Source organism: Halopseudomonas sp. (assembly GCF_036960865.1).
Lineage (GTDB): Bacteria > Pseudomonadota > Gammaproteobacteria > Pseudomonadales > Pseudomonadaceae > Halopseudomonas.
This window is the reverse complement of record NZ_JBALWE010000001.1, coordinates 268,219-282,513: the sequence shown is the minus strand read 5'-3', so window position 1 is coordinate 282,513 and position 14,295 is coordinate 268,219. Positions and strand designations below refer to the sequence as shown.

Annotated in this window: 15 protein-coding genes; 8 read left to right on the top strand and 7 right to left on the bottom strand. The window is 57.2% G+C overall.

Annotated elements, in window-relative coordinates:
• Positions 1 to 25: 25 nt before the first annotated feature.
• Entirely contained in the window at positions 26 to 2,044 is a 2,019-nt protein-coding gene (locus tag V7747_RS01245; protein ID WP_335614243.1) for a methyl-accepting chemotaxis protein, read from the top strand.
• Positions 2,045 to 2,062: 18 nt separating this feature from the next.
• Here the strand turns inward: V7747_RS01245 and V7747_RS01240 are convergent, their stop codons facing one another.
• From V7747_RS01240 to V7747_RS01230, 3 genes are all read right to left on the bottom strand, one after another.
• The gene (locus V7747_RS01240) at positions 2,063 to 2,629 is read right to left on the bottom strand and encodes a cob(I)yrinic acid a,c-diamide adenosyltransferase (RefSeq protein ID WP_335614242.1); all 567 of its coding nucleotides are present in this window, start codon (positions 2,627 to 2,629) and stop codon (positions 2,063 to 2,065) included.
• A gap of 72 nt (positions 2,630 to 2,701) precedes the next feature.
• Positions 2,702 to 3,613 carry a 2-dehydropantoate 2-reductase gene (locus V7747_RS01235; RefSeq protein WP_335614241.1) on the bottom strand — a complete coding sequence of 304 codons (912 nt, stop codon included), beginning with the start codon at positions 3,611 to 3,613 and terminating at the stop codon, positions 2,702 to 2,704.
• Between the two features lie 6 nt (positions 3,614 to 3,619).
• Positions 3,620 to 4,576: a GGDEF domain-containing response regulator gene (locus V7747_RS01230; protein WP_335614240.1), complete on the bottom strand. Its 957-nt coding sequence runs from the start codon at positions 4,574 to 4,576 to the stop codon at positions 3,620 to 3,622.
• A gap of 113 nt (positions 4,577 to 4,689) precedes the next feature.
• Between V7747_RS01230 and V7747_RS01225 the strand changes: the two genes are divergently transcribed.
• The 3 genes from V7747_RS01225 (at position 4,690) to V7747_RS01215 (ending at position 6,793) form a co-directional block, all read left to right on the top strand.
• Positions 4,690 to 5,175 (top strand): YajQ family cyclic di-GMP-binding protein, encoded by a 486-nt coding sequence (locus tag V7747_RS01225; protein WP_335614239.1) that lies wholly within the window; start codon positions 4,690 to 4,692, stop codon positions 5,173 to 5,175.
• Between the two features lie 27 nt (positions 5,176 to 5,202).
• Positions 5,203 to 6,054 (top strand): mechanosensitive ion channel family protein, encoded by an 852-nt coding sequence (locus V7747_RS01220; RefSeq protein ID WP_335614238.1) that lies wholly within the window; start codon positions 5,203 to 5,205, stop codon positions 6,052 to 6,054.
• Positions 6,055 to 6,277: 223 nt separating this feature from the next.
• Entirely contained in the window at positions 6,278 to 6,793 is a 516-nt protein-coding gene (locus tag V7747_RS01215; RefSeq protein ID WP_335614237.1) for a hypothetical protein, read from the top strand.
• Between the two features lie 83 nt (positions 6,794 to 6,876).
• Here the strand turns inward: V7747_RS01215 and V7747_RS01210 are convergent, their stop codons facing one another.
• Positions 6,877 to 8,250, bottom strand: a complete 1,374-nt coding sequence (locus V7747_RS01210) for an AmpG family muropeptide MFS transporter (RefSeq protein WP_335614236.1) — start codon at positions 8,248 to 8,250, stop codon at positions 6,877 to 6,879.
• A 31-nt stretch (positions 8,251 to 8,281) separates the two neighbouring features.
• The gene (locus tag V7747_RS01205) at positions 8,282 to 8,638 is read right to left on the bottom strand and encodes an MGMT family protein (protein WP_335614235.1); all 357 of its coding nucleotides are present in this window, start codon (positions 8,636 to 8,638) and stop codon (positions 8,282 to 8,284) included.
• A 46-nt stretch (positions 8,639 to 8,684) separates the two neighbouring features.
• Here V7747_RS01205 and V7747_RS01200 point away from each other — a divergent pair, with 46 nt between their 5' ends.
• Positions 8,685 to 9,707 (top strand): DUF481 domain-containing protein, encoded by a 1,023-nt coding sequence (locus V7747_RS01200; RefSeq protein WP_335614234.1) that lies wholly within the window; start codon positions 8,685 to 8,687, stop codon positions 9,705 to 9,707.
• Between the two features lie 70 nt (positions 9,708 to 9,777).
• On the opposite strand, the gene V7747_RS01195 is transcribed toward V7747_RS01200, so the two are convergent.
• Positions 9,778 to 10,536: an SDR family oxidoreductase gene (locus V7747_RS01195; RefSeq protein ID WP_335614233.1), complete on the bottom strand. Its 759-nt coding sequence runs from the start codon at positions 10,534 to 10,536 to the stop codon at positions 9,778 to 9,780.
• A gap of 191 nt (positions 10,537 to 10,727) precedes the next feature.
• On the opposite strand from V7747_RS01195, the gene V7747_RS01190 reads away from it, so the two are divergent.
• From V7747_RS01190 to groL, 3 genes are all read left to right on the top strand, one after another.
• Positions 10,728 to 11,177: an FxsA family protein gene (locus V7747_RS01190; protein ID WP_335614232.1), complete on the top strand. Its 450-nt coding sequence runs from the start codon at positions 10,728 to 10,730 to the stop codon at positions 11,175 to 11,177.
• A gap of 202 nt (positions 11,178 to 11,379) precedes the next feature.
• Positions 11,380 to 11,673 carry a co-chaperone GroES gene (locus tag V7747_RS01185; RefSeq protein ID WP_092288096.1) on the top strand — a complete coding sequence of 98 codons (294 nt, stop codon included), beginning with the start codon at positions 11,380 to 11,382 and terminating at the stop codon, positions 11,671 to 11,673.
• Between the two features lie 48 nt (positions 11,674 to 11,721).
• Positions 11,722 to 13,371: a chaperonin GroEL gene (gene groL, locus V7747_RS01180; RefSeq protein WP_335614231.1), complete on the top strand. Its 1,650-nt coding sequence runs from the start codon at positions 11,722 to 11,724 to the stop codon at positions 13,369 to 13,371.
• A gap of 593 nt (positions 13,372 to 13,964) precedes the next feature.
• On the opposite strand, the gene fdxA is transcribed toward groL, so the two are convergent.
• Positions 13,965 to 14,288 carry a ferredoxin FdxA gene (gene fdxA, locus V7747_RS01175; protein WP_092288098.1) on the bottom strand — a complete coding sequence of 108 codons (324 nt, stop codon included), beginning with the start codon at positions 14,286 to 14,288 and terminating at the stop codon, positions 13,965 to 13,967.
• Positions 14,289 to 14,295 lie beyond the last annotated feature (7 nt).

The following is a 14,295-nucleotide window of genomic DNA, read 5'->3' as shown; positions in this document are numbered from 1 at the left end:
CCAGTCAATTTAGGAGAAAAACTGGGTGAATAGTCTTCTTGCGCCTGCCATTGCCCTGATGAATCGCCTGAGCTATGGCATGAAGTTCTGCCTGATCAGTGTGCTGTTCTTTGTTCCCCTCGGTATTGTCAGCAGTATGGTTGTGCACCAGGCCTATGAGCGTGTGCAGGTAACCCAGCATGCACAAGACAATCTCGCCTTGGTCCGTGCGACCTCCGACATCCTGCGTGATGCCGAGCTGATTCGTGATCTGGAGCATGTCAACGCGCTGCTTGGACAAGGACAGTTCGCCGCAGAGCTCGAAGCACGCGGTGCGGAGCTGCGCAAGCAGGCAATGGACAAGCTGCGTGCGTTGCCGTTGGATGCCGAAGATGAGGCCGCCGTTGACGTGATTGCCAAGCGCGACGAACTGCTTGCCTTGTACGAAGGGCTGGCTAGCGAGTCAGTCAGCGGCAAGCAGGTATTGGCTGTGCAAGGCCTGGCCGAGGCCAGCACCCTGCTTAATTTCAGCGCTGCCTATGCTGGCCTACCGCAGGATTTTGACCGCAATGTGCGCCAGCTCACCGAGCTGTTGATCGATGTTACCCCTCAGGTCACCTCGGCGCTTGGTGAGGGGCGTGCGGTGGGTGCCTATTCCATGGGCCTGGGGTTTATCAACTCCGACGCCAGCCGTGCGATGGACGACCTGTTTGAATTGCTGCAAAAACTGACGGCCAACTACCAGCAGACTCTGCATCAAACCCTTGCCAGCAGCGACCTGCAAGGTATCAAGCCGGCTGCTGATGCCAGTCTGGAAAGTCTGAGCATCGCGCAGAATATCTTTGATGAAGAAATCATCATGGCCAACTCGTTGGAAGGCACCTGGGATGGCTATTTTCAACGCATCACCACCGAAATAGACAAGACCTATGCGCTGGATACCGAGGTCTTCGACGCCCTGAGCGAACGGCTGAGCGAGCGCCTGGGGCAGAACCGCAGTGCCATGCTGGTGCTGATTGTGTCGCTGTCGCTGGTGGGGTTGCTGATCATCTACCTGTACGCCGGCTTTTACATGGCCACACGGCGCACACTCAAGCGTTTGTCCTCGCAGATGGGGCAGGTCGCGGGTGGCGATATGACGGTTCAGGTCGACGTGGACAGTCGCGACGAGCTGGGTGATCTGGCGGCCGATTTCAACAATACGGTACAGAAGGTACGCGAGCTGATTCGTCAGGTCAGCTCTACCTCGGATCAGGTGCAGGAGCAGTCGCGCCAGGTTGAAAACATTGCCAGCGAAAGTAGTCAGGCCGCGACCTCACAACGCAGCCAGATCGAGCAGGTTGCTACCGCGATGAACGAGATGGCCGCGACCTCGCAGGAGGTGGCGCGCAGTGCTGCGTTGGCGGTCACCAATGCCGAACAAGTAAACACCCAGACGCTGAACGGCCGCCGCTTGGTGGAATCCTCAGTGGATGGTATCGAGAAGTTGTCCGGTGAAATCGAAAACTCGGTGCGCGTAATCAATCAGCTGGCCGATGACAGTTCGTCCATCAGCCGGGTGCTGGATGTGATCAAGGGTGTCGCCGAGCAGACCAACCTGCTGGCGCTTAACGCTGCGATTGAGGCGGCGCGGGCCGGTGAGCAGGGCCGCGGTTTTGCCGTGGTCGCGGACGAGGTGCGCACTCTGGCACGGCGTACCCAGCAGTCCACCGAAGAGATCGAGCAGATGATCGTACGTCTGCAAGACGGCGTAGGTGCGGCAGTGAAGGCCATGGGCAGCAGCCACAGCATGACCGCTGAAACCGTGGATGCTTCTCTCAAGGTGCAGGAAGGTCTCGACAATATTCTCAAGTCGGTTACCCACATCGTTGATCAAAGCCAGCAGATTGCGGCGGCGGCAGAAGAGCAGACGGCAGTCAGCCACGATATCGATCAGAATATCGTCGAGATCAACCACGCCGGAGAGCGCACTGCCGAAGGCGCGCGCAAGGCAGAAGAGTCCAGTGGTCGCATGGCCCAGCTGGTGCAATCACTGCAGGGCATCATCAGCGCCTTCAAGGTGTAAGGCTCGACGCGCCTGGACTCAGGCCGTTGGCTTGGGTTTGGGCGCCCAGAGTACTTCCGGTGTTTCTTCCAGGCGGGCAATGGTCCGCGCCATCACAAACAACAGGTCGGACAGGCGATTCAGATAAATCAGTGCCTGCTGGTTCACGTTGTCCTGCTGTGCCACGCCGAGGTATTGCCGTTCTGCGCGCCGACACACGCTGCGCGCCAGATGGGCCTGAGCAATCGCCCGCGAGCCGCCGGGCAAAATGAAATTCTTCAGCGGCTCCAGCTCGGAGTTAAGGGCGTCGATATGCTGCTCCAGAGCACTGACATCCTCCGCCTCGATGATGTCGTAGCCTGGCACAGCAAGCTCACCGCCCAGATCGAACAAGCGATGTTGAATGGGAGTGAGTATCGCCAGCAGCGGGTGCAGGCGATAGTCGGTCAACTCGGTGATCAGCAGCCCGACATGGCAATTGAGCTCATCCACATCGCCCATGGCCGCAACGCGGGGATGGTTCTTGGCAATGCGTTCGCCGTTGGCAAGACCGGTTTCGCCCTGATCGCCGGTACGGGTATAGAGTTTGCTGAGGCGGTAGCCCATGGTTGGATGCTCTCTGCTGGCGCGAATGTTTGAAGCTGAAACGGGCGGTTAGCCTAGCGGTAAACGGCCTGTTCAGTCTACCGGCAGACCCAGCTCTGAAAGGCGCTGACGCGTGGCAGTCAACAAACGCTCCAACGCCGGCGCTGGCACGCCGCTGTGCTGCGCTTCACTGCAGGCATAGCCCAGAATGTAGGCCAGCTCGGTACGGCGCCCTGCGTGCAGGTCCTGGCGCATCGACGAGCTGTTGCTGGCGGTCCGGCGGATCACGTCGTGGATCTGTTGGTCAAGATCCTGGGCCGCAATGCCCTGCGTGGCCAGCAATACCTGCAACTCAGCGATGCACTGGTCCAACCATACGCCAGCGTGCTGCGGTACCTCGCCGTTGCTGCAGTCGAACAGCAGGGTGAACGGATTAATGGCGCAGTTCACCGCCAGCTTGCGCCAAAGTACCGCGAGGATCTGTTCGCTCCACTGCCAATTGATTGCCCGTTGATCCAGCTGCAGCAGCCAGTGGGGCGCGGGCTGCTGCGCCGGATCGCCAATCAGCGTCTGGCCCTGACCTGCCCACACCAACTGCTGTGGTGCGGGTTGCCAGGCGCCATCGGTAACGCTGGCGTACAACACACGTTGTTCGGGAAATGCCTGGGTAACCTGCTGCTGCGCACCCAGGCCGTTTTGCAGCAGCAGTATCTGGCTGGCGCTGGTCAAGCGGTAGCGTAGCGACTCCAGCGCCGTCATTACCGCATGTGCTTTGGTGGCAACGATCAGGATCGAGATGGGTGTATCGCTTTGGGCAGCCACTTCGCTGTTGATGCACAGTTGATGTTGTCCACTGGGCGCGGTGAAGTGCAGCTGATTGCCGGCTGCTTGCCAACGCTGCAGAGCAGCCTGATCGCGCAGCAGTAAGCGACAGTCGAGTCCGGCCTGTTGCAGGCGTGCAATCCATAAAAGGCCCAGGCTGCCGGCACCAAGCACATGAAACACGGTGGCTTACTTGCTGCGTACTTCGGTAATCAGGTTGGTTTCGTAGGCCTCGTGCAAGTGCTCTTCAACCAGTTCCAGCAGGGCCTCTGGGCTGGGCAGGTCATGTTTGTTGGTGACGGTGCTCAAGGCCATGCCGGCGCGAATGGAGAGATATCCTTCCGTGGTCTTGAAGGCCTTGAGATTGAGTCCATCGTGCAGGCGGCGGAAACTGTTGGGTTTGCAGTCGCTGGCGTCATCGGCCAGGGTGACGATGGCAAAGGCGTTGTTGCCGACCCGGGCAATCACATCGGTCGGACGAACCAGCTGTTGCAGACGGCGTGCAGTGCCGCGCAGCACTTCCTGCTGTACCGCTTCGCCAAAGCGCTCGCCAAGCGAGGCCAGATTCTGCACCCCCAGCACAACGACGCAGCAGGCGCCGCCGCGGGCATCAACATTCCGCAGAGCGTCGTTTAGACGTTGCAACAGGTAGCGACGGTTGCCGATGGCGGTCAGGGTATCGACCAGATTATGTTCTTCCAACTGGGCGTTGTTGTTGGCCAGCAGGTGGTTTTCATCCAGCAGGCGGTTGATCAACTGAGAGGTGCGGTCAGCGGCGAAGATGCGCGGGAGCAGTTGTTCGTTCATCGACGACTTGCTGATGAAATCGTCGACGCCACGGTCGAAGGCTTCGCTGAGCACGTTGTCGCCTTCGCGGGCGGTCAGCAGCACGACATAGGTGTAATGGTCGTCCTGCTCATCCATCTGGCGGATGCGGGTGGTCAGCTCCAAGCCGTCCATTTCAGGCATCAGCCAGTCGGCTACCATCACGCTGGCAGGACGCTGTTCGTGCATGCGCAAGGCATCCATCGCAGAGCTGGCAAAGCGGATATCGTTGTAGCCGGCCTGACTCAGCGTATGGCCGATAACGGCGCTGCTGAACTTCGTATCGTCTACCACCATGATACTGAGTTGGGGGTTAGGCATATAGAAGGTGCTCCCTGCTGTTCGTTGGCTGACTGCCGTTATAATGCCACGAGGTTATACTGTTGTTTTGTATTGAACATCATAATTTTGCGCTTTTGTTTGAGGTTATCTGCATGCCATCTTTTGACGTTGTCTCCGAGCTTGATAAACATGAAGTAACCAACGCTGTGGATAATGCCACGAAAGAACTGGAGCGGCGGTACGATTTGCGCGGCAAGGGCGAGTTCGAATTCAATCCCAAGGCGCTGCAGGTCACCATCAGTGCGGATGCGGACTTTCAGCTGGAGCAGATGCTCGAAATTCTCAAGTTGTGTCTGGTCAAGCGCAAGGTTGATATCCAATGTCTTGAAATCAAGGAGTCATTTGCCTCTGGCAAACAAGTGAAGCAGGATGTTGTATTCAAAGAAGGTATCGATAAGGAACTGTCGAAAAAAATTGTTGCCCTGATAAAGGATGCCAAATTGAAAGTGCAGGCGGCCATCCAGGGTGAACAGGTTCGCGTAACCGGGAAAAAACGCGATGACCTTCAGGAAGTTATGGCGCTGTTGCGGGGGGCATCGCTCGATATGCCGCTGCAGTTCAACAATTTTCGCGATTGATTGTATTTATCCAACTGGGGGAAGACGATGGAAGAGATGATGGAAAAGCTCAAGGGCCTGGAAGAAGCTTGGCTGCCGCTGGTTATCGAGTACGGTAGCCAGTTTTTGCTGGCGCTGCTGACACTCGCAGTCGGCTGGTGGGTGATCGGTCGGCTGATCAGTGCGCTGCACAAGTTGATGCAGAAGCGCAATGTAGAGCCTACCTTGCACGGCTTTGTCTGCTCGCTGGCCGGCATCGCGCTCAAGGTACTGCTGCTGGTCAGTGTGGCTGGCATGGTCGGCATCGAAACCACCTCCTTCATCGCCGTGTTGGGTGCCGCCGGTCTGGCGGTTGGTCTGGCGCTGCAAGGCAGTCTTGCCAACTTTGCCGGTGGGGCCTTGATCCTTTTCCTGCGTCCTTTCCGCGCGGGTGAATACATCGAAGCGCAGGGCGTTGCAGGCACCGTCGACAGCATCCAGATTTTCAACACCATCCTGAAAACGCCGGACAACAAGACAGTGATAGTGCCCAACGGCAGCCTGTCCAACGGCAATATCATCAACTACTCACGTCAGGCAACGCGCCGTGTGGATGTGAATATCGGCATCGATTACGGTGACGATGTGAAGCAGGCGCGCTCGATTCTGCTGGGTCTCGCGGCTGCAGACAGTCGCGTGTTGAAGGACCCTGAAGCAGTCGTATGGCTGGTGTCGCTGGGCGACAACTCGGTCAACCTGTCTTTGCGCATGTGGGCCAAGACCGAAGATTTCTGGGGTGTCTTCTGGGATATTCAGGAGCAGGCCAAGGAAGCGTTTGACGCGCAGGGCATTACTATTCCCTTCCCGCAGCGCACGCTGCACATGGTAGCGCAGCCAGCAGCGGAGTCCGCTGCCGAGTAAGCGCCTCAGCGGTGCGCAAAAACCCGGCCTCGCGCCGGGTTTTTCTTTTTTGCGCTCACCGCAAGCCTTCTAACCCAATCAGCGCGCTTTTCGTCGATCCCGTCGCAGTTCGCGATACTAGGCGTAAGAAAGTCTGAACGTCTCTATTTTCTCTTTGTCCTTATCTATGGCCAACGCACCTTTAGGCGCGTTACTTAACGAACTACATGAGAAGGTAAACACTATGAAACACGTCTTGAGAACCTCCTTGTTTGTAGCAGCTTTGATCCCAGCCTGGGGCATGGCCGCTCCTTCGGCGGGTGATAATGAAATAACCTTGAGTGGTGCTGGTGCCAGCGACAAGGATTTCGATAACAACGGGATTTCATTCCAGGGTAGCTGGGGTCAGTACCTGAGTGAGTCTTCCCTTTGGGGTATTCGCCAAAGCCTCGGGATTTCCGACTCTGAGGGCGAAAGCACCGATTTCACCGGTTCTACCCGCGCGTTCTACGACTATCACTTTGGTAGCGGCGCGCTGAAGCCGTTCATCGGTGCCAGTGTCGGTGGCATCTACGGTGATGGCGTGGACGACAGCTTCACGGCCGGTCCGGAACTGGGTCTGAAGTACTGGGTCAAGGATGACGTTTTCATCACCGGTATGATGGAGTACCAGTTCCTGTTCAAGAATAGCGACGGCGCCAGCGACAACTACGACGACGGCGCGATCTTCTACAGCGTAGGTGTTGGTTTCAACTACTAAGCCTGACAGCACGGCGCCCTGACGGGCGCCGCTTGCTTTAATACTGCTAACCCCCCCCTCTTTTTTGTCAACGCAGACCCGCATCAGTCGATGCCGGGGCGTTTCATCCTGTCCGGATGAGCGAACTTCAACAGCATGAAGGCCAGCACTATGGCGGGCAGGCCGGTCAGCGCGGTCAGCATGAAAAATTCGATCCACCCGACGCTCTGCGCCAACACGCCGGTAAAGCCCGCAGCAAACTGCCCAGGCAGTGTCATCACCGAGCTGAACAGTGCGTATTGCGTGGCGGTGTACGCCGTGTTGGTCAGGCTTGAGAGATAGGCTATGAAGACCGAAATGGCCAGGCCGCCGGTGATGTTGTCAGCGATGATTGCCACCATCAGCCCGTCAGGTTGGGGGCCGATATGCGCCAGCCAGGCAAAGATCAGGTTGGTTGCCGGCGCCATGAAGGCCGTCATGATAAGGATGGGCGCAACGCCGAAGCGGGCGACCAGCAGCCCGCCCAGCGCAGCACCTGTCAGCGTCATGGCGAGGCCAAAGGCGGCAGCAATGTTGGCAATCTGCTCCTTGCTGAAGCCGATATCCAAATAGAAAGGATTCGCCATGGTGCCCATGAAAATGTCGCTGATACGGAAGGTGGCGACAAACAGCAGTATCACCAGGGCGGCTTTGCCGTATCGGCTGAAAAACTCGGTGAAGGGTGAAACAAAAGCGCTGAAGAACCAGGTCGACAGCGACAGGCGCCAGCCTCGATGCGGAGACTGGTTCAGAAAGTGCGCGAGGTGCGCTTCCTGCGCCAGGGTGTCTGGGGTTATGTGTACCTTGGGTTCGGCAATGCACAGCGTAGTCAGCATCCCGATCAGCATACATAACGCCATACCGGTGTAAGCCAAGCTCCAGTTGCCTAGCGCCGCAATGTGCAGCGCACCGGCGCCGGCCGCCAGAATCGCCACCCGGTAACCGGTTACATAAGTGGCAGCCATGGCTGCCTGCCGGTGCTTTGCTTCGGCCTCTACGCGATAGGCATCAATGGCGACATCCTGGGTGGCAGACCCAAAAGCCACCAGCACCGCCCAGATGGCGACCAGTTCGAGGTGTTCACGCGGGTCGGTCACCGCCATACCGAACAGGCCCCCGGCTATCAGTACCTGAGCCAGTAGCATCCAGCTGCGCCGCCGACCCAGCAGGCGGGTCAGCAGCGGCACCGGCAAACGGTCGATCAGCGGCGCCCAGAGCACCTTTATCGAATGGGCCATACCGACCCAACTGAGAAAGCCGATGGCTGCCAGTTCAACCCCCAAGTCGCGCAGCCAGGCGCTGAAGGTGCCGCCTACCAGTAGCAGCGGCAAACCGGCAGAGAAACCGAGAAACAGCATGCCGATAACACGCGGCTGCAGATAAACCTTGATTCCTTCCGGTTTGGGCGGAGTAGTGGGGGGGGAAGCAGGGGAGTGCATGAATGTCCTTGTTATGTTGTTTGGCGCCGGGTTACGGCCAGCCGTATTGACGCAGGTTAACTCGGTCGTTGCGCACCAATACGCCTTCGGCCATCAGGCGTCGGCGTTGTTCCGCGCCGCTGGTACTATCGGGTGGCAGCGATAGCTTGCCCTGGCTGTTGAGCACTCGATGCCACGGCAGGCGCGTGCCGTCAGGAAGCTGCCCTAGCCAGCGGCCAACCAGGCGCGCCCCACGACCCATGCCAGCGAGCTCCGCCACCTTGCCGTAACTGGTAACCTTGCCGGCCGGAATGCTGGCAAGTACTTGAAAAAAGGCTGCTTTGTGTTGATCTGGCGAAACCGCTGCGGGTGCTTGCGGGAACACTGTCACCTTTTGCGGGTCTTTCATGGATAATGCCCCGTTTTATCCTCTGTTCCATTTGAAAGGTGAGATCATGCTGTTTGTACGCAAGGCACTATTGTTAAGTCTGTCACTTGTGCCGTTGAGCAGTGTCGCCGATACGCTCTGGCTGGACAATGGGGATCGATTGACTGGCAAGATCGAATTTCTTGAAGGCAGCAAGATGTCGATCAAGACCGACTTCGCTGGCCTGATCGTGGTGAGTACCGCGCGGGTCAAGACCTTTGAGAGCGACGAGCCCCTGTTGCTCAAGCTGGGTGACAAAGCTCAGTACATCACCCGAGTTAATGCTTCAGAGCAGCAGGGCCAGGTGACGCTGGCCTTCGATGAATCGCAGAACCGGGCGCGCAATGTACCGGTAGCCCAGATCAGCCAGTTGCTGGTGCCCAAGCCCATTATTCAGGACATGGTCTGGGAGGGCGACGCGACCGCCTCGCTGGAACTCAAGAATACCTCAGGTACGGAAACTGAAGATCTGGATGTTGACCTTGCCACGCGTCTGCGTCACGGCGCCTGGCGTCACGATGTGGCCCTAGACTACGAGCGCGATTACCGCGACGACGTGAAAAGCCGCCACGCCTGGGAGGCTGACTACGACCTTAATCGCTTTCTCACCGAACACTGGTTCTGGATGACCAGTGTGCGTTATCAGCGAGACTACCTGAACGAGATCGCCAAGAAGCGTCAGTTTGGTATGGGTCCCGGTTACGAGTGGTGGAACAACTCGCTGGGCCGCTTTGAGACCTCTGCACGACTCGACCGCATCTGGACCGAAGAGCGTGATGGCACCGAGAACGCCTACAATGCACTGGGTCTGCAGTGGGATTATCGTCGTTTCCTGCTGGGTAAGCGCTTTGAGTTGTTCCACAAGGCCGAGACGCAGATCCCGGATGACCCGCATGTGCGTTACATGATTGATACTGAGGCCGGCTTGCGTTACCTACTGACCAGTTGGGCGTCACTCAGCCTGAAAGCCGAGCTTGATTATCTGAATACCTCGGATGATACCGGTTACCGTGACACCCGCTACACCATGGGCCTGGGGGTAGGCTGGTAGAACCGAGGACCACTGCAGAATAAAAAACGGGCGCCCAAGCGCCCGTTTTTTATTCTGTCAGCGATGGGTGCTAGATGCGTAGTCCACCGTCCAACTCCAGAATACGACCGGTGTAGTAGTCGTTCTCGAACAAGTAGGCTGCGGAGTGGGCGATCTCTTCTGGTTTGCCCATGCGCTTGAGCGGAATACCGGAGGTCATTTTTTCCAATGCTTCGGGCTTCATGCTGCCGGTCATTTCCGTTTCGATGAAGCCGGGGGCAATGCCGGCAACGCGGATGTTGTAGCGCGACAGCTCCTTCGCCCAGGTAACGGTCATGGCCGCGACACCGGCTTTGGCGGCGGTGTAGTTGGACTGCCCAACATTGCCGGCACGGGAAATCGAGGAGATGTTGATGATCAGGCCCTGGTTGCCCAGTTCGATCATTTTGGCTGCAACTTCGCGGGTACCAAGGAACACGCCGGTCAGGTTGACGTCAATCACTGCCTGCCATTGTGCCAGGCTCATCTTCTGGGTCTGGCCGTCCTTGACCTTCAGCAGCAGTCCGTCGCGCAGGATGCCGGCGTTGTTGATCAGACCATTGATCGCGCCAAAGTCATCTGCGACCTGGTTCACCATATCAATAACCTGCTCTTCGTTGGCTACGTTGCAGATGTAAGAGCGTGCGTCACCGCCGGCTGCTTTGCAGGCACTAACCGCAGCGTCAAGCGCTTCCTTATTGAGGTCCACCAGGGCCAGCTTGGCCCCTTTGCTCGCCAGGAACTCGCCCATGGAACGGCCCAGACCCTGGCCGCCGCCGGTGATAATGATGACGCTGTCTTTCAATTGCATGAGGTGCTCCTCGGAAAGAGTGATTTATTCAGGTGGGCAAGAATGCCCGAGTTTCAATTTCTTTTGAATACCTAAACCAATCGGCTGGTCACTTTTTGACTTATGTTTTCAGTATGCTCTGTGGCGCCAAACCTTGAAACTTTGGCGTCTTATACCCATATACACCGGACATACATCCTTCAGAGGTGCGCATGCCCTTTTTTCGCTTACTGATGTTGGCCTTCCCCTTGCTGGAGCTGGCGTCACTCATTCTGCTCGGCGACCGCATTGGCGTCGGCGCAACGCTGTTGTGGGTGCTGGGTAGCGGCCTGCTTGGTCTGGTGCTGATTCAGCGTCAGGGTTGGAGCATGCTGCAGCAATTACAGATCAAGATGGCCGAGAATCGCTCGCCTTTTGCCGTGCTCAAGACCGGTATGTGGTGGTTGCTGGCCGGCGTATTGCTGATGATCCCTGGTCTGATTACCGATGCGCTCGCGGTGCCCTGTCTGGTGATGGCGCTGCTCAACAAGGGCCGGCCCGCGCCCGGCGAGCCTGGCGGTCCGGGTGTCTATAAGCAGGGTGGCAACACTATCATCGAAGGTGAGTGGAAGCCGGGTGAAGAAAAGCCAGTTGAGCCGGATCAGCGGATTGATCGGCAGTGAAAAAAATCTGCTGCAGCCCCTTGAAATAGCTAGTCGGGGCCCCATCTAGATTGCACCGGTTTTGACAGGCTCTCCCGGAAGGGGAGCAACAGAACAGTGACGCGGCCTTAGGCCCGTCCTTCGGACCCGGTAAGGGTTCGTTTTTAACTCGAGATAGCCGTTTTTTCGGCATTTGACATTACCTATTGGGAGACACATAACGATGAAAATTCGTCCGTTACACGATCGCGTTGTCGTTCGTCGCAGCGAAGAAGAGACTAAAACCGCTGGTGGTATCGTTCTGCCAGGCTCAGCCGCAGAAAAGCCAAACACCGGTGTTGTCGTGTCCGTAGGTACCGGCCGTGTGCTGGACAACGGTGAAGTTCGCCCGTTGGCCCTCAAAGAAGGCGACAAGGTTGTTTTCGGTCCCTATTCCGGCAACAACACCATCAAGGTTGATGGTGAAGACCTGCTGATCATGAGCGAAACCGAAATCTTTGGTGTGCTGGAAGCCTGAAACGGCCGCGCCGCACCCCTTTACGAACTCATTTGAAGGAAAGCAAAAATGGCTGCTAAAGAAGTTAAATTTGGTATCTCCGGTCGCAACAAGATGCTGGATGGCGTCAACACACTGGCCAATGCAGTAAAAGCTACCTTGGGGCCAAAAGGCCGCAACGTGCTGATCGAGCGCAGCTTCGGCGCGCCGCTGATCACCAAGGACGGCGTGTCCGTTGCCAAGGAAATCGAACTGAAAGACAAGTTCGAGAACATGGGCGCACAACTGGTTAAAGACGTTGCCTCGCGTGCCAACGATGACGCGGGTGACGGTACTACCACTGCTACCGTACTGGCCCAGGCCATTGTGACCGAAGGCCTGAAAGCCGTTGCTGCCGGCATGAACCCCATGGACCTCAAGCGCGGTATCGACAAGGCAACTGCTGCTATCGTTGCCGAGCTGAAGAACCTGGCCAAGCCTTGCGCTGACTCCAAAGCCATCGCGCAGGTTGGCACCATCTCTGCCAACTCTGACTCTTCTGTGGGCAGCATCATCGCAGAAGCCATGGACCGTGTTGGCAAGGAAGGCGTGATCACTGTTGAAGAAGGTTCCGGCCTGGACAACGAGCTGTCTGTTGTAGAAGGCATGCAGTTTGATCGCGGCTACCTGTCTCCTTACTTCGTCAACAAGCCAGAAACCATGTCTGCCGATCTGGATCAGCCGTACATCCTGCTGGTTGACAAGAAAATCTCCAACATCCGTGAGCTGCTGCCGGTGCTGGAAGCGGTTGCCAAGTCTGGCCGTCCGCTGATGATTGTTGCAGAAGACGTCGAAGGCGAAGCGCTGGCAACTCTGGTTGTCAACAACATGCGCGGTATCGTCAAGGTTGTTGCGGTCAAGGCACCTGGTTTCGGCGATCGTCGCAAGGCCATGCTGCAGGACATCGCTGTACTGACCGGTGGTACCGTGATCAGCGAAGAAATCGGCCTGAGCCTGGAAACCGCTACCCTGGAGCACCTGGGTCAAGCCAAGAGCGTGCAGATCAACAAGGACAACTCCACTATCGTTGACGGTGCTGGTGCCAAGGCTGACATCGAAGCTCGCGTTACCCAGATTCGCAAGCAGGTTGAAGACACTTCCTCCGATTACGACCGTGAGAAGCTGCAAGAGCGTCTGGCCAAACTGGCTGGTGGCGTTGCAGTCATCAAGGTTGGCGCCGCAACTGAAGTTGAAATGAAAGAGAAGAAGCACCGCGTAGAAGACGCGCTGCACGCTACCCGCGCTGCCGTAGAAGAAGGCGTGGTACCTGGCGGTGGTGTTGCGCTGGTACGCACCCTGGCTGCCATTGAAGGGCTGCAGGGCGACAACGAAGACCAGAACGTCGGTATCAAGCTGCTGCGCCGCGCTGTTGAAGCGCCGCTGCGTCAGATCGTGACCAACGCTGGTGATGAAGCTGCTGTCGTACTGCAAACCGTCAAGGCAGGTGAAGGTAACTACGGTTACAACGCTGCTACCGGTGAGTACGGTGACATGATCGAAATGGGTATTCTCGATCCAGCCAAGGTCACTCGCGCTGCGTTGCAGGCTGCGGCATCCGTCGCCAGTCTGATGATCACCACCGAAGCCATGATTGCTGATCTGCCAGAAGAGGGCGGCGCTCCGGCGATGCCTGATATGGGCGGCATGGGTGGTATGGGTGGCATGGGCGGCATGATGTAATATTGCTGCACCGCAGGACCCGAAACCCGGCTCATTTGAGCCGGGTTTTTTATTGGTGCGAGACAGTACGGTGGTGCTGGATTGGGTGCGTGATGAACGGTTAGGGCTATTTTGTAAGAGATCGCCTACACGGTGTGTAAGCGATTCCCACTTGGATGCGTGGGGAATTGGTTGTTTTTGTTTAAGGTAAAATACAAGACATTGTTTTTTAAGGTATTTTGTTTTATTCCGCCGTGATTTGTGCTGTTTTCGTTGGGTTGCGCGGAACGTATGAAACGTTAAGATACATCCAAGCGCGACGGATAGCGCTGCTCGGCAGGGAGCCTGAGCCAAGGATTTTCAGGATGATGAAGCCAGGATGGCTGGACATGGACAGCACGTATGGACTGAAGAGTGGGCGAGTTTACTCGCCCCTTTTTTTTGCCTGAAATTTGATTCCAAGCCCCAAGCCCCAAGCCCCAAGCCCCAAGCCCCAAGCGCTAGAAGATTCCTTGAGTGCGGAAGCTGCGCCTGTGCGCCGAGCCATCATTGTTGTTGGGCACAAAAAAACCGGCGCCAGGCCGGTTTTTTTTAGGCATTGAGCGTGTTGTTGCTCAGCGCTCCAGATACTGCAGCTTGTCCGGTACGCCATCCCACTCTTCAGCATCGGCCAAGGCGTCTTTCTTCTCGGTGATGTTTGGCCAGACTTCCGCCAGATCGGCGTTCAGCTCGGTGAATTCCTGCATATCCTCCGGGATTTCGTCTTCGGAGAAAATCGCGGTAGCCGGGCATTCTGGCTCACACAGTGCGCAATCGATGCACTCGTCCGGGTGAATGACCAGAAAGTTGGGGCCTTCGTAGAAGCAGTCAACCGGGCAGACCTCAACGCAATCGGTGTACTTGCACTTGATGCAGTTGTCGGTAACAACAAAAGTCATGGTGGGG

Bases quoted from the DNA above. Each gene is read 5' to 3' on its own strand.
- V7747_RS01240 (WP_335614242.1), bottom strand. From the start codon at position 2,629: ATGGGCTACCGCCTCAGCAAACTCTATACCCGTACCGGCGATCAGGGC.
- V7747_RS01230 (WP_335614240.1), bottom strand. From the start codon at position 4,576: ATGCCTAACCCCCAACTCAGTATCATGGTGGTAGACGATACGAAGTTC.
- V7747_RS01225 (WP_335614239.1), top strand. From the start codon at position 4,690: ATGCCATCTTTTGACGTTGTCTCCGAGCTTGATAAACATGAAGTAACC.
- V7747_RS01220 (WP_335614238.1), top strand. From the start codon at position 5,203: ATGGAAGAGATGATGGAAAAGCTCAAGGGCCTGGAAGAAGCTTGGCTG.
- V7747_RS01215 (WP_335614237.1), top strand. From the start codon at position 6,278: ATGAAACACGTCTTGAGAACCTCCTTGTTTGTAGCAGCTTTGATCCCA.
- V7747_RS01210 (WP_335614236.1), bottom strand. From the start codon at position 8,250: ATGCACTCCCCTGCTTCCCCCCCCACTACTCCGCCCAAACCGGAAGGA.
- V7747_RS01205 (WP_335614235.1), bottom strand. From the start codon at position 8,638: ATGAAAGACCCGCAAAAGGTGACAGTGTTCCCGCAAGCACCCGCAGCG.
- V7747_RS01200 (WP_335614234.1), top strand. From the start codon at position 8,685: ATGCTGTTTGTACGCAAGGCACTATTGTTAAGTCTGTCACTTGTGCCG.
- V7747_RS01195 (WP_335614233.1), bottom strand. From the start codon at position 10,536: ATGCAATTGAAAGACAGCGTCATCATTATCACCGGCGGCGGCCAGGGT.
- V7747_RS01190 (WP_335614232.1), top strand. From the start codon at position 10,728: ATGCCCTTTTTTCGCTTACTGATGTTGGCCTTCCCCTTGCTGGAGCTG.
- V7747_RS01185 (WP_092288096.1), top strand. From the start codon at position 11,380: ATGAAAATTCGTCCGTTACACGATCGCGTTGTCGTTCGTCGCAGCGAA.
- groL (WP_335614231.1), top strand. From the start codon at position 11,722: ATGGCTGCTAAAGAAGTTAAATTTGGTATCTCCGGTCGCAACAAGATG.
- fdxA (WP_092288098.1), bottom strand. From the start codon at position 14,288: ATGACTTTTGTTGTTACCGACAACTGCATCAAGTGCAAGTACACCGAT.